The sequence below is a fragment of the Marinimicrobium koreense genome (assembly GCF_003762925.1).
GTDB classification, from domain to species: Bacteria; Pseudomonadota; Gammaproteobacteria; order Pseudomonadales; family Cellvibrionaceae; genus Marinimicrobium; species Marinimicrobium koreense.
On the sequence record NZ_RJUK01000001.1, the window covers coordinates 1160192 to 1176919 of the forward strand.

Sequence of the window (16728 nt, forward strand, 5' to 3'; positions counted from 1 at the left end):
GAAATCCCCGAGGCGAAACCCCGGGGAGGCAGGTGGATCAGCGGTTGAGCAATGACCGGACAGCGTCGACTTTTTCCTTATCGTCATCGGACATACGGGACTCCAGCTCCTCTTTCAGAGCGCCCTCGGCCTCCGAACGCACTTCCGCTTCCACCCGCTGGCGGGCCTGCTGCAGAAGCGGGTCGAGAATCGCCCGGGTCAGCTGGGCCGGGGTCAACCCCTGCTGACGGTCACCCAGGTTTTCCAGATTGATGTCCCTCAGCGTCAATTCACGATTGCCCAGTTCGTCCGAACTCAAGCTCAAGCCGGCGTTGGTGAAGCTCAGTTTCTCCACCATAAAGCGCACATCGGGGCTGGCGGTGGTGGACTTGGGTGTTTCTTCCTGGGAGCCGGAACTCATCTGGTCCAGCAGGGTTTTGAGGTTGATCTGGGTCAGGTCTCGATGCTCGGCGTTGAGCTGGGCACCGTCGACTTTGATTTCCTCAATAACCACCACATCCTCGGTGATCGAACTTGGGCGAATATCCAACGTCACATCGCCCACGCGAAAAATCGGCTGATCCGAATAGCCTTGCGGGTTGGCGATGGACAAGCCACTGATGGTACCCCGCCCCTCGGTCAATTCAATGTGTACCCCATCCACCTGCACGTCCGTTTTGGTCACCGTGGGTCCGACCGACTCGATGGCCGCTTCGACCAGAGTGTCCAGGTTGCGCAGGCCGATAAACACCGCAATGGCGATGACAACGATCAGGGCCACCAGAATGCTGACTATGATTTTTGTGGCTTTCATGGAGGTTCCTCGGTTTTTGACAGGGTGTTGTATGGGGTGCGACATGGTCGCAGACCACTAAAAGCCTTATGATAGCGGCCAGCTTGAACTCACGCCAATGCCATTTTCGGCCCGACAGTGAAGGTTGCCATGTTCGACGATGTATTTGCTCTGAAATTGCTGACCATTCTGGTCCTGATTTTTGTCACCCTGATCGGGGTCGGGTTGCTCACCGTGGCCGCCATGTATGTGGTGGATGTTACCCAGCGCAAACACACCATTCGGCGGAACTATCCGGTGATCGGTCGCTTTCGGTATTGGTTCGAGCACCTGGGCGAATTTTTCCGGCAGTATTTTTTCGCCATGGACCGCGAGGAAATGCCGTTCAACCGGGCCGAACGCGCCTGGGTTTACCGGGCAGCCAAAAACCTCGACCTCAACCTGGCCTTCGGCTCCACCCGGGACCTGAACCCGTCGGGCACGGTGCTGTTTCTGAACTCGGCCTTCCCCACTCTGGAGCAGGACGCCGCCATACCCTCGGCGGTCACTGTTGGCCCCTACTGTCGGCATCCCTACACGACCTCGGCCTTTTTCCACATTTCCGGCATGAGTTATGGCGCCCTCTCCGCGCCGGCGGTGCGCGCCCTATCCCGAGGCGCCGCCAAGGCCGGTTGCTGGCTGAACACCGGTGAGGGCGGCCTCTCGCCCTTCCATGAAGAGGGAGGCGGCGATCTGGTATTTCAGTTGGGCACCGCCAAGTACGGCGCCCGGGACCTGGACGGCAAACTCTCGGACGAAAAATTGATCCAGCTGTCGGCCAAAGAATCGGTCAAGATGTTTGAGATCAAACTCAGCCAGGGAGCAAAGCCCGGCAAGGGGGGCATTCTGCCGGCGGAAAAAGTCTCCGCCGAAATCGCCGCCATTCGAGGAATTCCCGAAGGGCATCCCTCCATCAGCCCCAACGGCCACCCGGATATCCGCTCGGTGGACGACCTGCTGGATATGATTGATCACATTCGCCAGGTGACCGGCAAACCCGTGGGCTTCAAAACCGTGCTGGGCGATAAGCAATGGTTGCGGGATATGGTGGCCGCTATCCGCATTCGCGGTGTGGATCGGGCGCCGGATTTCATCACCCTGGACAGCGCCGACGGCGGCACCGGTGCCGCCCCGCAACCGCTGATGGATTACGTCGGGCTACCGCTCAAGGAAAGCCTGCCCTGGCTGTGCAACCTGCTTAGTGAAGCGGGCCTGAAAGAGCGTGTGCGCGTGATCGCCTCCGGCAAGCTGATCAACCCCTCCATGGTGGCCTGGGCCATCGCGTGCGGCGCCGACTTCGTGACCAGCGCCCGGGGGTTCATGTTTTCCCTGGGCTGCATTCAGGCCATGCAGTGCCACAAAAACACCTGCCCGACCGGGGTAACCACCCACGACCCGAAACTGCAACGGGGCCTGGACCCCACCGACAAGGCCGAGCGGGTGGCCCACTATCAGCGCAATCTGACCTACAGCGTCGGGCTGATCGCCCACGCCTGCGGCGTTCCGGAGCCGCGCCTGCTGCGCCGCCACCATGTGCACATGGTGTTACAATCCGGCCTGTCTCAGCCCTTGAATGAACTCTACCCGGAGCCCATCACTCTGATAGAGAATGGCGAGGATTCGCCCGCACTGGACTCCAAACCCAAAGAGGTAACCCATGAATAAATTGTGTTTCGGTCTGGGCCTGCTGCTCCTGCTTGCCAGCCCGGCCACTCTGGCCCAGGAGGTCACAATTGAGGACCTGGCCTGGATGGACCGCAACCACATGGCCCAACAGGTACAGCGCGTGGACGACCTGGCACGCACCCGGGTCGGAAGCCAGATTCGCGAGGATCTGAGCGATCTGACCACACTGCAGCGGATTGTCGATCGGGAGCTGGTCGATCAGGACGACCGGTTGACGCTTCAGGCGCTGGGCGCGGTGCTGGGCAATGTGATGGCCGCCGAAGTGGACGAGCTGGAGTGGAAGATTTACGAGGACAACCGGGGCCGTAGCCGGGCGCTATGTGTCGAGGGCACCGAGGAGTGCCTGTTCCCCATCACCATGCTCTCCCGAAGGATGGAGGTGGGACTGAAGCCCGATGTGCGTCAGGTGTATAAAGACGCGCTGGCGCTGATTGAACCCTATTTGCCGGAGTTGCCCTACGGCGGGGCTGCCAGCCGTCGCTGAAGCCCGGCCATCACGGCCCCTCGGAGCCCCGCCGGAGAACGGCGAACGATTCGCATTTGACTTGCGGGGCAACACTTTCTAAAATGCAGCCCTCTCTCGGGGGAGTAATCGGCCAGCGCGCAGTATCGCTGGCGTTACTGTCAACATAATTGCGCCACAGCGCATGGCAGTAACACCCCACCCTGCGGCTCCGCCGCACGGGTCGGGCTGATGAGACCTGAGGTACAGACGCTTATCCCGGCGGGGTGGTGTGTGTATCTCTGTCTAACAGCCCCGCCCGGACGACGTTTTTGATGGAAGCACTGATCGGATCGACTCTCGCCGTGGCTCTGGCCGAAATCGGCGACAAAACCCAGCTCCTGGCGCTGCTTCTCATTTCCCGCTATCACCGCCCCTACGCCATTGCCGCCGGCATCCTGGTCGCCACCCTGATCAACCATGCCCTGTCCGCCCTGCTGGGCAGTTGGCTGGCGGACCTGATACCCGCACAGTGGGTGCCCTGGATACTCGCCAGCAGCTTTCTGATTGTCGCCCTGTGGACCCTGATTCCCGATAAGGCCAGCGATGAGCCTGGCCGCTTCCATCAATACGGGCCATTCGTGGCCACTCTGGTGCTGTTTTTCCTGGCGGAAATCGGCGACAAGACCCAGGTCGCCACGGTGGTGCTGGCGGCCAAATTTGACGCCTTTCTGATGGTGGTGATCGGCACCACGGTGGGCATGTTATTGGCCAATATCCCGGTGCTGTTTGCGGGCCGCTGGCTGATGGACAAGATTCCGCTCAAGTACGCCCGCATCAGCGCCTTCATGTTGTTCGTGATTCTGGCGGTGGTGACGTTGATTCATACCAATGGGCAAGTACATTGACGTGTTACATAGGGTTCAGCTTGGGTTACGGCGGATGCGCGCTCACGCGCTTATCCGCCCTACGCGTGTCTATGCCGCTGCGCTCCGCCGTAAACAAAACCCGACCACACCCGCCAATTTAACTCAAATCCGCTTCACCATGCCCCTGGGCAACCAACACCTTGCGAATCTTCTGCGCCGCCTCCGCCAGATCCTCGGCGTCAGCGCTGCTCGCATGGTCAAAACTCAAATCCCCCATTGAATCCAACGGCACCAGGTGTATATGGGTGTGCGGCACTTCCAGACCGGCGATCATCATTCCCACCCGCTTCGCCGGATAGGCCTCTTTCAGGCCCTTGGTCACTTTCTGGCTCACCTGAATCAGGTGGCTGAGTAAGGCCGGCGGCAGGTCATCCCAGTGATCCACCTCCTCACGCGGCACCACCAGTACATGGCCCTCACGAATCGGTTGAATGGTCATGAAGACCACGGCGTTGTCGTCTTTCCAGACAAAATGGCCGGGGAATTCGCCGGAAATCACTTTCGAAAATACGCTTGCCATAATTCGCTCCTTTATTGACATCAGGTTGTTACTGACAAGGATAACATTGCGCGGGCGATGAAATGCGCCTATAATCCGCGCCTCTTCAGTTAAGCCCTCTATGCGTTTGGGGAAATGGTGTTACGGGGCAGAGCTGAGACGACAGGGACCTGTCATGGCTGCAAGAGTGCAGCCCAGGCGACCGCCCACTGGCGGAACACACGCCCAACGTGCCGCGATAAGGCCCCGGACCTGCCGAGATCGCACCCTCTGATCACCCGACAACACCCCCTGACCACGCCGCGCCCATTATCCCGCTGCTCCGGCCGCCGCGCGCCTATTGCATATTGAGGCTAACACTCCATGACCGAACAAACCCCCTTGCTGTTTACCGACCTGGGCCTGTCTGAACCCGTGCTTCAGGCCATCCAGTCCGTCGGCTACGAACAGCCCTCGCCGATCCAGGCGGCCGCCATTCCGGCCCTGCTTGATGGCAAAGACATCGTGGGCATGGCCCAGACCGGCACCGGTAAAACCGCCGCGTTTGCCCTGCCCCTGCTCTCGCGCTTCAACCCCGAGCAGCGCGAGCCGCAGATTCTGGTGCTGGCACCGACCCGCGAGCTGGCCATTCAGGTGGCCGAAGCGTTTCAGCGCTATGCCAGCAAGCTGAACAACTTTCACGTACTGCCGATTTACGGCGGCGGCGACATGGGCGGCCAGTTGCGCCAGCTCAAACGCGGCGCCCAGGTGGTTGTGGGCACCCCGGGTCGGGTAATGGACCACCTGCGTCGCGGTACGCTGGACCTGTCCAAGCTGCAGAGCCTGGTGCTCGATGAAGCCGACGAAATGCTGCGCATGGGCTTTATCGACGACGTCGAATGGATTCTGGAGCACACACCCAAGGAGCGCCAGACCGCCCTGTTCTCGGCCACCATGCCCAGCCAGATCCGCAAGGTTGCCAGCCAGTATCTGAACAGCCCTCAGGAAATCAAAATTGCCAGCAGCACCTCCACCGGCGCCAACATCGAGCAGGTGTACTGGATGGTCAGCGGCACCAACAAGCTCGATGCCCTGACCCGCATTCTGGAAGTCGAGCCGTTCGACGGCATGATCATTTTCGCCCGCACCAAGAACGCCACTGTGGAGTTGGCGGAGAAACTTGAGGCCCGCGGTTATGCAGCGTCCGCGCTGAACGGCGACATGAACCAGCAACTGCGCGAACGCACCATTGAGCGGCTGAAAAACGGCAAGCTGGATATCGTGATCGCCACCGACGTGGCCGCCCGTGGTATCGACGTGGAGCGGGTCAGCCACGTACTCAACTACGACATTCCGTACGACAGTGAAGCCTACGTGCACCGCATTGGCCGCACCGGTCGTGCCGGTCGCAGCGGTAAGGCGATTCTGTTTGTGGCACCGCGCGAGAAGCGCCTGCTGTACGTGATCGAAAAGGCGACCCGCCAGCCGATCAAGCACATGGAGTTGCCGACCGGCGCCGCCGTGACCGCTCATCGCATTGATCAGTTCAAGCAGTCGATTCAGCAGGTATTTGATACCAGTGTGGATCTGAGTTTCTTTAACGATCTGTTGGCCGATTTCAGTCATCAGACGGACCGTTCACCGGAGGAGATTGCCTCGGCCCTCGCCTATCTGGTGCAGAAAGAGCGCCCGCTGCAGGTGAAGCTGGCCGAGATTCGTCCGGAAAAGCCCAGCACCAAGGGCAAGAACAAGCTGGCTCGTGAAGCCAAGGCCGGCAAAGGGCCGAAGCCCCGCGTCAATGATTCGGACCTGCAGCGTTATCGGCTGGATGTGGGTCGCAGTCATGAGGTTCGTCCGGGGGATATCGTCGGCGCCATTGCCAATGAGGCGGGTATCGACAGTCAGTATATTGGTCACATCAAGTTGTTTGATGAGTTTTCCACGGTGGATCTGCCCAAGGGTATGTCGCCGGAGGTGATGCAGTTGCTGAAGAAGGTGCGGGTGCGCAATCGGCCGCTGAATATTGCCGAGGACACGGGTCCGCGCAACGATGGTCCGGCGCCGGATTTCAAGCGTCGCGGTCCGAAACCGGGCGATAAGCGTGCGCCGGGTAAGTTTGCGGGTAAGGGCAAGCCGGATGGTAAAGGTAAGCCGAAAGCGAAAGTGCGTGATCGGGATGTGAAGAATAAAGGGTATCGCGCGAAGAAAGTATAGAATCCAGATTCCACCCGTTTGCACCTACCATGGTGGGTAACGGGGACCACGGCGGCCACGGTATAAACCGGTTGGAGACCCGCCGTGAACCCATCCCTGGGGGCTTCTCGTCGGCATCCATGCCTCCGAGAGTCTCCAACCGGTTTATACCGTGGCCGCCTCAGTGCCAGATTATTGTATCGGTGTCCTACTCATCAAACATCTGAATCATGTAGCCGCCTTTGATGGCGGCCTGCATCGCTTTGTCGGCTTCCACGACGCGGGGGTCTTTGCGCAGGGTGTCGGCGACGTATTTGCGGTTTTCAATTTCGATCTCGGTGAAGCCCGCGCGCATCAGGTAGATTTTGCACAGTTGTTCCGCACCGAATAAATCCACGTAGTCGATGTAGACGATAAACGGCTTTTTGTCGCCGGCTTTGATGTCGTCGCGATCCGCACGTGCGGTGCCATTGGCGGAAAATATATACATTCAGAATCCTCTGGGACGGCCGGGCCGTCATACCGTCATGATGACACGCACTGCGTCCATTCGCAGTTGCGCACGATTCAAATACTGCTCGGAATCCGTCAGCTGTTTTTCAAGCGTTTCGATTTCCTGGTGGCGAACGTTCGGGTTCACTTCGGCCAATGCCCTCAGGCGCTCAAGCTCTGCGGACAGCGCTTGGGTCACTCGTGTGCGTGCGTCGTCGATCAGGGCCTGTTGCTTGGGTGCAACCAGGGCTTCGGCTTGGTCCATCATTTCCGCCAGTTGTGGGCGGGCGTGGCGGACGAGGTCCTGGGCGCTGGGGCGTGGGACTTTTTGCAGGAGGCTGTCGAGCTTGCCCGCTGCGAGTGCGCCGCTGAGGTCTTTGCCTTTTGGATCGAGCAGAACCCGCAGGACCGATTCGGGCAGGTAGCGGTCCAGTTGCAGTGCGCGCGGCGCCGGGCAGTGCAGTACGAACAGGGCTTCCAGCAGTAGGGTGCCGGGCTTCAGAGGCGGCAGCTTGATGGTGGCCAGGGCGGTGTTGCCGAATTCGCTGTGGGCAATCATTTCCTGGGCGCCGTGTACCATTGGGTGCTCCCAGGTCAGGTAGTGCATGTCTTCCCGGGACAGGGCGAGGTCGCGATCAAAGGTCACGGTCATGCCCTCTTCCACCAGACCGGGGAAGTGGGAGACGCGCATCTGTTCGCTCGGGTGCACCACCCAGCTCTGTTCGCCGTGCTCGTCCTGATCAATCCCGAAAGCGTCGAACACCCGCTCCAGGTAGGCCGGCAGGGTTTCATCGGAGTCCTGTTGTTCCAGCGCCTCGACCAGAGGTGCGGCTTTTTCCGGCTGGCAGGAGTTCAGCTCCAACAGGCGATCCCGTCCGGCCTGCAATTGCGCCCGCAGGGCTTCAGCCCGCTCGCGGGTGTCGTCCAGCAGCGAATCAAATGCGGTGTCGTCTACATCGGTGAGCGAGGCGAGCAGTCGCGCTTCAAACTCATCGTACAGTGTCCGGCCAATGGCACAGGTGTGCTCGAAGGCATCCAGGCCACGGTGATACCAATACAGCAGGTGTTCCTGGGCGGTATCCGCGTAGTGCGGCGTATGGATATTGACCTGTCCCTGTTGGCCGATGCGGTCCAGGCGACCGATGCGTTGCTCCAGCAGGTCCGGGTTCAGAGGCAGGTCAAACAGCACCAGGTCCTGGGCGAACTGGAAGTTGCGCCCCTCACTGCCGATCTCCGAACAGATCAATACCTGAGCGCCGGCTTCCTGATCAGCAAAATAGGCGGCGGCCCGGTCGCGCTCCAGCAGACTCAGGTGCTCATGAAAAACGGCCGAGGCGATGCCTTTGCGCAAGCGCAAATAGAGTTCCAGTGCCTGGGCGCTATCGGCACTGGCGCAGATGACCAGTACCTTGTTACCGCGTTGGCTTTTGAGGAAATCACTCAGCCAGTCGACCCGTGGGTCCACCAGCCACCAGTCGGCCCCCCGGTGTTCAAACCAGAAATTTTCCGGTCGCAGTTGTTCATCCAATGGCCGCTCGCTCAGGGCCATCAGGTCGTCATCATCCAGGTCCAGGGGATGGTTGTGCAGCTTGCGCTCCGGGAAGCCGGATACGGACGCACGGGTATTGCGAAACAGTACCCGGCCGGTGCCGTGACGATCCAGCAGGGCGTGAATTGCCTGCCCCACGGCTTCACCCGGCTGATCCTTGGCCTGGGTCTTGAGGCGCTTGAGTTCCGCCTCCGACAGATAGTCGGTCAGGGCGCCATCCAATGCGTTTACCACATCGCTTGAGCTCCCGTCGCGGGCGGCCAACAAACCCTGTACCCGCTGGTTGAGCGCTTCGTAGCCATCGTGCTCGGCGAGAAAGGCGTTCAGGTCATGGTAGCGATCCGGATCCAGCAGGCGCAGACGGGCAAAGTGGCTTTCCACACCCAACTGCTCCGGTGTCGCGGTCAGCAGCAACAGACCGTCCGAGACTTTCGACAGCCCCTCAATGCAGCGATAGGAGGCGCTGGGCTCGCCATCGTGCCACTGCAGGTGATGAGCCTCATCCACCAAGAGCAGGTCCCAGCCGGCTTCCACCGCCTGCTGGTAGCGCTGCTCACTGCCGCTCAGAAACTCCAGGGAACAGAGAATCAGCTGTTCGCTTTCAAACGGATTGTCCTCGGCCTCGGCAATGACGATTTCCTCGTCATCGGGTAACAGGGACGGATCGATATCGTCCAGTCCGGCCATGCCCTGGCAGCGCGCTTCATCCAGTAGCGTAAAGCTCAGGTTGAAGCGTCGCAGCATTTCCACCAGCCACTGATGCTGCAGACTTTCGGGCACCACTACCAGCGCGCGACGGACCCGCCCGGTCATCAGCTGCTGATGCAGAATGAGGCCCGCTTCGATGGTTTTACCCAGGCCAACCTCATCCGCCAAGAGCACACGAGGCGCCTGACGTCGCCCCACTTCGCTGGCAATGTATAACTGGTGTGGCAGCGGTTGAATGCGCGGACCACTCAGGCCATAAACCGCGCTCTGCCGGTGGCGGTGCAGGGTGTCCAGGGTCTGGTGGCGCAGGCTGAAGTGGGTGTACTTGTCGATCTGGCCGGAAAACAGGCGCTCGCGCGGCGTGCTGAATTGGACAAAGCTGTCCAGTTCAAACTCCGGGATCAGGTGCTCGTCCCCTTCCTCGGTATAACCTTTGTAGGCCAGCAACAGCCCCTGCTCCATGACTTCGGCGATGGTGATGGTGGTGCCGTCCTGGTGGCTGATCACCTCGTCCACCTGATAACGGACCCGACTGACCGGCGCACTGCGCAGCGCGTAAGTCCGACGCTGACCGGCGGCCGGGAACCCCAGGGTGACCTGTCGCTCGTCGGTTTCCAGGACAATGCCCAGACCCAGTTCCGCTTCGGTGTCGCTTACCCACCGCTGACCAATGACAAATTGCTGTTGACTCACGCCGGCCTCTTTCTTTCGCTGATTTCAGGGTGCGCATGATACTGGCTGCGTGGCCGAAAGCCAAAGGGTGAGCGGGCGGCGGAGCAAAATAGCCGGTGTTGCCGCCGGCAACATGGTCTGTTTTCCCCCATTTGGCGTAAAATAGGACGGTTTTTCTTCACAACGTCCGTCGACGAGGAGTCACTATGCCCGCATTGGCCGATCTGGTGCGCCCCTACGCGGGGATCACTTTGACCGACAGCAAAACCCTGTTTCCCGACGCCCAGGGCACGGGACTGCCCCTGATTCGCATTGACACCGACCTGTGTCAGGCCGTGGTCGCCCCCCAGGGCGCCCAGTTGCTGTCCTTCACCAAGGCCGACGGCACACCCCTGCTCTGGCTGAGCCCGCAGTGCCAGTTCGAGCCGGGCAAGGCGCTGCGCGGCGGGGTACCGGTCTGTCTGCCCTGGTTTGGCCCCCACCCTGACGACAATAAACCCCAGCACGGGTTTGCCCGCACCTCCGACTGGGCGCTGACGCAGGTCGCCCAGGCCGATAACGGTCGCTGCGAACTCTGGTTTGAACTGGAACACCCCGGCGATGAGCGGTTTAGGCAACCCTTTACTGCAGCCCTGCGAATGGTATTGGGTCAGACCATTGAGCTGGAACTGAGCCTGACCAATCACGACTCCCACGCTGCGGATTTTACCTGGGCGCTGCATAGCTATCTGCCGGTGCAGACACTGAGCGATGTTCGGGTGCCGGTGCTTGCCGGACGGGACTATCTGGACAACCTGCAGAACCACGCCCGCCTGACGCAAGGTGGCCCCCTGACATTCACCGGGGAGGTGGACCGGGTGTTCCCCGACGTGGAATCCGAGGTGACTCTGGAGCCAACACCGCGCCTGCGGCTGAGCCATGAAAATTGTCCCAGCCTGGTCACATGGAATCCCGGCGCCGAAAAAGCGGCGGCCATGGACGATATGGGAGAAGGCAACGAACAGGGGTTTGTGTGTCTGGAACGGGGGGCGGTACTGGATGAGGGATGGACATTGGCACCCGGCGAAACCCGCCGAGGGAAGGTGACGATCAGTGCGCTGTAGTTTTCAGTCGAGAGGTGAGGTGTCGGATTACGCGCTGGGCGCTAATCCGACCTACGGGCCGACCATATTCAGTAGGTCGGATTAGGCCCGAAGGGCCGTAATCCGACACCACTTCAGGAGCCGCCTTATGCCGGCAGCAGATCCTTCACCGCATCACGCTCTTCCTGCAGTTCTTTTTCGGTGGCCTGCATCTTCTCGCGGGAGAAATCATTGATCTCCACGCCCTGAACAATTTCCCAGTCGCCGTTTTTGCATACGCAGGGGAAAGAGTAAATCAGGCCCTTGTCGATGCCGTAGCTGCCATCGCTGTGCACGCCCATGCTGACCCAGTCACCTTCAGCACTGCCCAGAGCCCAGTCGCGCATATGGAAAATGGCCGCATTGGCCGCAGATGCCGCGGAAGAGGCACCACGGGCATCAATGATAGCCGCACCGCGCTTCTGGACCACCGGAATGAAGTCACTCTCGTACCAGGACTGGTCAACCAGTTCCATGGCGTTGGTGCCGGCCACTTTGGTCTGGTGAATGTCCGGATACTGAGTCGAGGAGTGATTGCCCCAGATGGTCAGGTGGGTGATATCGTTGATGGTTTTGCCGGTTTTCTGGGCCAGTTGAGTCAGGGCACGGTTGTGGTCCAGGCGGGTCATGGCGGTGAACTGACGCGGATCCAGATCCGGGGCGTTGCGTTGGGCGATCAGGGCGTTGGTGTTGGCGGGGTTGCCGACCACCAACACTTTTACGTCGCGGGAGGCGTGGTCATTCAGCGCCTTACCCTGAACAGAGAAAATCTTGGCGTTGGCTTCCAGCAGGTCCTTACGCTCCATACCGGGACCACGGGGACGGGCACCTACGAGCAGCGCGTAATCGGTGTCTTTGAAAGCCACCGCCGGGTCGTCGGTGCAGGTCATGCCTGCCAGCAGCGGAAAGGCACAGTCGTCCAGCTCCATGGCTACGCCTTCGAGGGCCTTGAGCGCCGGAGTGATTTCCAGCAGTTGCAGAATGACCGGCTGATCTTTGCCCAGCATTTCGCCAGCGGCGATGCGGAACAGAAGTGAGTAGCTGATTTGACCGGCGGCGCCGGTGACAGTAACGCGTACAGGTGCTTTCACAATGTGTCTCCGTTTTGGGTATAAATTCAGTGGCTTCCCCGGCGCCCGTAACCAATAAGGGGGCGGCTTCATCCGGCGGAAGTAGTGGCTGTCTTGTTGTGGGAGGTTGAACCGACGCAGCCTGACGGCCGGACATTATAGGGGATTGGGAGAAAATTTCACCCGTTTGGCGCCTATTAACTCCTGCGATGGAGGGAACACTACCGCCGAACCGGTACTACTCCCCTTCCACCCCGGTAATAGGTGTGATGCTGCCCCAGGTCTTGCAGCTGGGACACAGCCAGTGCAGCTGGTTGCCGGTGAATCCACATTTGCGGCAGTGGTGGCTGGGCTTGGCTTCCAACACCTGATCCACCAGTTGCTTGAGCAGTTGCAGGTTGTCTCGCGCCCTGCCCTCGGAGTGCAGCAGATACAGCTCGACCAGCCGGTTCAACAGCTTGATGGTGGGCCGCTGACGCAGATGCTCGGCGATAAAATCCGCCGCCGCGTAATCATCCCGTGCCCAGCGCACCTGCTCGGCCATTTTGATCACCAGGGAGCTGCTCGGATATTGGGCCAGCAGCTCTTCCAGATAACGCTGCAGCCCTTTACTGTCACCCAGGCGCTCGTAGCAGGCACATACCAGCTCCAGACTCTCCACCACCAGCTCAGGGTCCTGGTGGGGAATGCGCTGCAGAATTTTCAGCGCTTCGCGTTCATTACCCTGGCCGTGTTCCAACTGGCCCCAGAGCAGGCTGGCGCGCACCGACTGGCGATCAAAGCCCAGCGCTTTCTGCAACTGGCGGCGCGCGGTGAGCAGATCGTTCCGTTCCATGGCGTCTTCCGCCAGCTCACAACAAAAGTGCGCCCGCGCTATGGCCCGCTCGCCGGTGTTTCGGCCAAAGCGACGCTGGCCGATCTGATTGGCGGCCTCAATGGCTTTTTCCCAGTCTTTTTCGTCCTGGTAGATTTCAATCAGGTGGGTGAGCGCTTCGGATTTATATTGGCTGTTTACATCCACCAACTCGTGGAGCAAGCCTTCCGCACGATCCAACAGCCCCGCCCGGATAAAGTCGCGGGCCAGTTCCAGCTGGGCTTCATGGAGTTGCGGAGTGGTCAGACTGGGGCGAGCCAACAGGTTCTGGTGAATGCGGGTGGCTTTGGCAATTTCACCCTTGCGACGCAGAAGATTGCCCAGGGCCAGGTGGGTTTCGAGGGTATCAGAGTTGACCTCCAGGGACTCGATAAAGGCATCCACGGCGCTGTCGGCCTGTTCATTCAGCAGGTAACTGAGCCCCTTGAAATACTTGGGGCCATAGTGCTGGTTCTCCTGCTGCAGGCGACGACCACGCTGCCGCCAGCCGAGCACAAAGCCCGCCGCAATCGCCACCATGATCAGGCCAAACAAGCCGATATCGACCATGGGCATCAATCCCGGATGGGTTGCAGGCGAAGTTGCTTGAGCTCTTTCTCGCACCGGGCGAGTTGACGTTCACGGGCGCGCAACTGACGGCGCAACCGCAGCACTGTCGGCAGACTGACCGCCATGCCCAACAGGGTACCCAACGCGGTGAAGATCAACAGCCAGACGCCCAGAGACAGGCTGGGAAGCCCCAATCCCATAAGAGTGACCGGTACCGCCTGAGCGTTTTCCAGCGCGAACCAGACGCCCAGCAGAAACGCGAGCACCAACAGGGCGACTTTAATCCAACGCAGAAGTGGTTTCATGGTGCGATAACCTTGGGATAGGGTGCGTCAGTGGTGCAGGCTTTCGTTAACACGATCGCGCATCTCCTTACCCGGCTTGAAGTGAGGGACATACTTGCCTTCGAGTTCAACCGTTTCGCCGGTTTTCGGGTTGCGGCCCATACGGGGGGCCCGGTAGTGCAGAGAGAAGCTTCCAAAGCCGCGTATTTCGATCCGCTCGCCGGATGAGAGTACGTCGGCCATGTGGTCGAGAATGAGCTTGACCGCTAACTCAATGTCTTTGACCGGCAGTTGGTCCTGTTGCTCGGCAATGTACTCGATCAGTTCCGATTTGGTCATGGCATTTGCCCTGTTATTGGAGAAGAGGGTCCCCGCTGTTTACGTCGCTGGGCACCCCGTGCTGGCCTTGCACTTATTTTTGTCCAATTTCAACAACTTAGGCTAGCTTATACCGGACCAGAGGCACAAGCAAGGGGGCGGATTTCAGGTCAAAGTCTTGGGTAACGGCGGATGCGGCGGATTTGGGTAACGGCGGATGCGCTGCGCTCCGATGCGTCGGAGGCCAGAGGCCGCCCGCCGTTGCCCAACCACCGCAGCACGCGTAGGGCGGATAAGCCGAAGGCGCATCCGCCGTTGCCAAACCATGATGGCCTTTAGTGGCTCAATTCCAACAGCAGCTTGTTCAGCCGCTGCACGTAAGCCGCCGGGTCTTCCAACTGGGTGCCCTCGGCCAGGTTGGCCTGATCGAACAGCACTTTGGCCAGATCGGCAAAGCGGTCTTCATCGGGCTCCTGATCCAGTTTCTGTACCAGCGGATGGTCCGGATTGAGCTCGAAACTGGGCTTGGACTCGGGCACTTTCTGTCCGGCCTGCTCCAGAATACGGCGCATCTGGGCGCCCATTTCATGCTCGGCCACCACCACACAGGCGGGCGACTCGGTCAGGCGATGGGTAATGCGCACCTCGGCCACGTCGTTCTCCAGGGCCTTCTTGACCCGTTCCAGCAGCGGCTTGAGTTCCTCGGCCTGCTTCTCCTGAGCCTGCTTTTCGTCCTCGGAGTCCAGCTTGCCCAGATCCAGCTCGCCCTTGCCCGCGTCCTGGAATGACTTGCCGTCGTATTCCATCAGGTGGCTCATCAACCACTCGTCCACCCGATCGAACATCAGCAGCACCTCGATGCCCTTCTTGCGGAACACTTCCAGATGCGGGCTGTTCTTGGCGGTGTTGAAGTTCTCCGCCGCAATGTAATAGATCTTGTCCTGGCCTTCCTGCATCCGGCTGATGTAATCGTCCAGGGACTGATCCTGCTCCGGCTTGTCAGTGTGGGTGCTGGCGAAGCGCAACAGCTTGGCGATTTTCTCGCGGTTGGCGAAATCCTCCGCCGGCCCCTCTTTCAGCACCTGACCAAACTCGGTCCAGAACTTCGCGTACTGCTCCGGCTCGTTCTTGGCCATTTTGGTCAGCATATCCAGCACCCGCTTGGTCAGCGCGGTGCGCATGGTGTCGATGTTCGGGTCTTTCTGCAGGATTTCCCGCGAGACGTTCAGGGACAGATCGTTGGAATCCACTACCCCTTTGATAAAGCGCAGATACAGCGGCAGAAACTGCTCGGCGTCATCCATGATGAAAGTGCGCTGTACGTAAAGCTTCAGGCCGCGAGCGCCGTCCCGGTTGTACAGATCAAACGGGGCATGCTCCGGCACGTACAATAGGCTGGTGTAGTCCAGCTTGCCTTCCACCCGGTTGTGGCTCCAGGTCAGCGGATCGGCATAATCGTGGCTGACATGCTTGTAAAACTCTTTGTACTCTTCATCGCTGATATCGGAACGAGAGCGGGTCCAGAGCGCGGTCGCGGTGTTGACCACTTCGTCCTCGGGCGCCTTATCCTTGTCCTCTTCCGAGGTCTGCAGCTTCTGCATCAGCACCGGAATATCGATGTGGTCGGAGTACTTTTTGATGATCGAGCGCAGGCGCCAGTCATCGGCAAACTCGTCGGCATCGCTGCGCAGGTGCAGCTCAATAGACGTACCACGGTCAGCCTTCTCGACGGTTTCGACACTGAATTCGGCCTCACCGGCACTTTCCCAGCGCACCGCTTCGCTGGCCGGAAAGCCGGCCTTGCGGGTGGTCACCACAACCTTGTCGGCGACGATAAAGGCGGAGTAAAAACCCACCCCGAATTGACCAATCAGTTTGGAGTCTTTCTTCTGGTCACCGGTCAGGTTTTTAAGAAACTGGGCGGTACCGGACTTGGCGATGGTGCCCAGATGCTCGATGACCTCGTCCCGGGACATGCCGATGCCGTTGTCGCTGATGGTGAGCGTCCTGGCTTCTTTGTCGACGCTGACACGCACTTTGAGGTCACTGTCGCCTTCGTAGAGGCTGTCATTTTCCAGGGCTTCGAAGCGCAGTTTGTCCGCCGCATCGGAGGCGTTGGAGATGAGCTCGCGCAGGAAGATCTCGCGGTTGGAGTAGAGCGAGTGGATCATCAGGTGCAGCAGTTGTTTGGCTTCGGTCTGGAATCCAAGCGTTTCTTTATGGGCGTCCACGGTCATGGGTGCGTAGCTCCTGTCATACAATTGGCATTGAACACGACTCCCAACCATCACTGGTCGGGGTTTGAATTCTGTGGGTGGGTAATGGGGGCTTTCGGGGGAATATCAAGGGTTGGGGCTTTTACGTTACCTGGGGGCAGGTACTCCGGCCACAGGGCTGCGGATGTTTGGAACGAGAGGGTGCTATTTCCCTGGACGCGAATCTACTGAAGCGGAGAGCGGGTACACCGTTGTGAGACCGTCACCCGCCTGGACGGCGGGTGACGAGCCTACATGGATGTATTTACGGCGTGTCTCACAACGGTGTACCCGCTC

14 protein-coding genes are annotated in these 16728 nt (G+C 59.9%); 5 read left to right on the forward strand and 9 right to left on the reverse strand.

The window, feature by feature from the left end; genetic code table 11:
• Positions 1-37 precede the first annotated feature (37 nt).
• Positions 38-793, reverse strand: coding sequence for a DUF748 domain-containing protein (locus tag EDC38_RS04985; RefSeq protein WP_170162854.1), 756 nt, complete (start codon positions 791-793; stop codon positions 38-40).
• 129 nt (positions 794-922) lie between these two features.
• On the opposite strand from EDC38_RS04985, the gene EDC38_RS04990 reads away from it, so the two are divergent.
• The 3 genes from EDC38_RS04990 to EDC38_RS05000 all read left to right on the forward strand — a co-directional run bounded on the left by EDC38_RS04990 (position 923) and on the right by EDC38_RS05000 (position 3847).
• A complete protein-coding gene (locus EDC38_RS04990) occupies positions 923-2476 on the forward strand; it encodes an FMN-binding glutamate synthase family protein (RefSeq protein WP_123637557.1) in 1554 nt (517 codons plus the stop codon).
• Positions 2469-2981, forward strand: coding sequence for a DUF3806 domain-containing protein (locus EDC38_RS04995; protein WP_123637558.1), 513 nt, complete (start codon positions 2469-2471; stop codon positions 2979-2981). Before EDC38_RS04990 ends, EDC38_RS04995 begins: the two co-directional genes overlap by 8 nt.
• Before the next feature lie 293 nt (positions 2982-3274).
• Positions 3275-3847, forward strand: coding sequence for a TMEM165/GDT1 family protein (locus tag EDC38_RS05000; protein ID WP_123637559.1), 573 nt, complete (start codon positions 3275-3277; stop codon positions 3845-3847).
• A 118-nt stretch (positions 3848-3965) separates the two neighbouring features.
• Here EDC38_RS05000 and EDC38_RS05005 read toward each other — a convergent pair whose 3' ends face one another.
• Positions 3966-4388: an HIT family protein gene (locus EDC38_RS05005; RefSeq protein WP_123637560.1), complete on the reverse strand. Its 423-nt coding sequence runs from the start codon at positions 4386-4388 to the stop codon at positions 3966-3968.
• Positions 4389-4730: 342 nt separating this feature from the next.
• Here EDC38_RS05005 and EDC38_RS05010 point away from each other — a divergent pair, with 342 nt between their 5' ends.
• Entirely contained in the window at positions 4731-6560 is a 1830-nt protein-coding gene (locus tag EDC38_RS05010) for a DEAD/DEAH box helicase (RefSeq protein WP_123637561.1), read from the forward strand.
• Between the two features lie 187 nt (positions 6561-6747).
• On the opposite strand, the gene EDC38_RS05015 is transcribed toward EDC38_RS05010, so the two are convergent.
• Complete coding sequence (locus EDC38_RS05015) at positions 6748-7029, reverse strand: hypothetical protein (RefSeq protein WP_024460422.1); 282 nt, start codon at positions 7027-7029, stop codon at positions 6748-6750.
• A gap of 27 nt (positions 7030-7056) precedes the next feature.
• Positions 7057-9981, reverse strand: coding sequence for an RNA polymerase-associated protein RapA (rapA, locus tag EDC38_RS05020; protein WP_123637562.1), 2925 nt, complete (start codon positions 9979-9981; stop codon positions 7057-7059).
• A 185-nt stretch (positions 9982-10166) separates the two neighbouring features.
• On the opposite strand from rapA, the gene EDC38_RS05025 reads away from it, so the two are divergent.
• Positions 10167-11063: a D-hexose-6-phosphate mutarotase gene (locus tag EDC38_RS05025; protein ID WP_123637563.1), complete on the forward strand. Its 897-nt coding sequence runs from the start codon at positions 10167-10169 to the stop codon at positions 11061-11063.
• Between the two features lie 125 nt (positions 11064-11188).
• Here EDC38_RS05025 and EDC38_RS05030 read toward each other — a convergent pair whose 3' ends face one another.
• The 5 genes from EDC38_RS05030 to htpG form a co-directional block, all read right to left on the reverse strand.
• The gene (locus tag EDC38_RS05030) at positions 11189-12172 is read right to left on the reverse strand and encodes a malate dehydrogenase (RefSeq protein ID WP_123637564.1); all 984 of its coding nucleotides are present in this window, start codon (positions 12170-12172) and stop codon (positions 11189-11191) included.
• Between the two features lie 217 nt (positions 12173-12389).
• Positions 12390-13574, reverse strand: coding sequence for a lipopolysaccharide assembly protein LapB (gene lapB, locus EDC38_RS05035; RefSeq protein ID WP_123637565.1), 1185 nt, complete (start codon positions 13572-13574; stop codon positions 12390-12392).
• A 5-nt stretch (positions 13575-13579) separates the two neighbouring features.
• Positions 13580-13879 (reverse strand): lipopolysaccharide assembly protein LapA domain-containing protein, encoded by a 300-nt coding sequence (locus EDC38_RS05040; RefSeq protein ID WP_123637566.1) that lies wholly within the window; start codon positions 13877-13879, stop codon positions 13580-13582.
• A 27-nt stretch (positions 13880-13906) separates the two neighbouring features.
• A complete protein-coding gene (gene ihfB, locus EDC38_RS05045) occupies positions 13907-14197 on the reverse strand; it encodes an integration host factor subunit beta (protein ID WP_024460428.1) in 291 nt (96 codons plus the stop codon).
• A 314-nt stretch (positions 14198-14511) separates the two neighbouring features.
• On the reverse strand, positions 14512-16413 hold the full coding sequence (htpG, locus tag EDC38_RS05050) for a molecular chaperone HtpG (RefSeq protein ID WP_123637567.1): 1902 nt from the start codon (positions 16411-16413) through the stop codon (positions 14512-14514).
• Between the last annotated feature and the right edge of the window lie 315 nt (positions 16414-16728).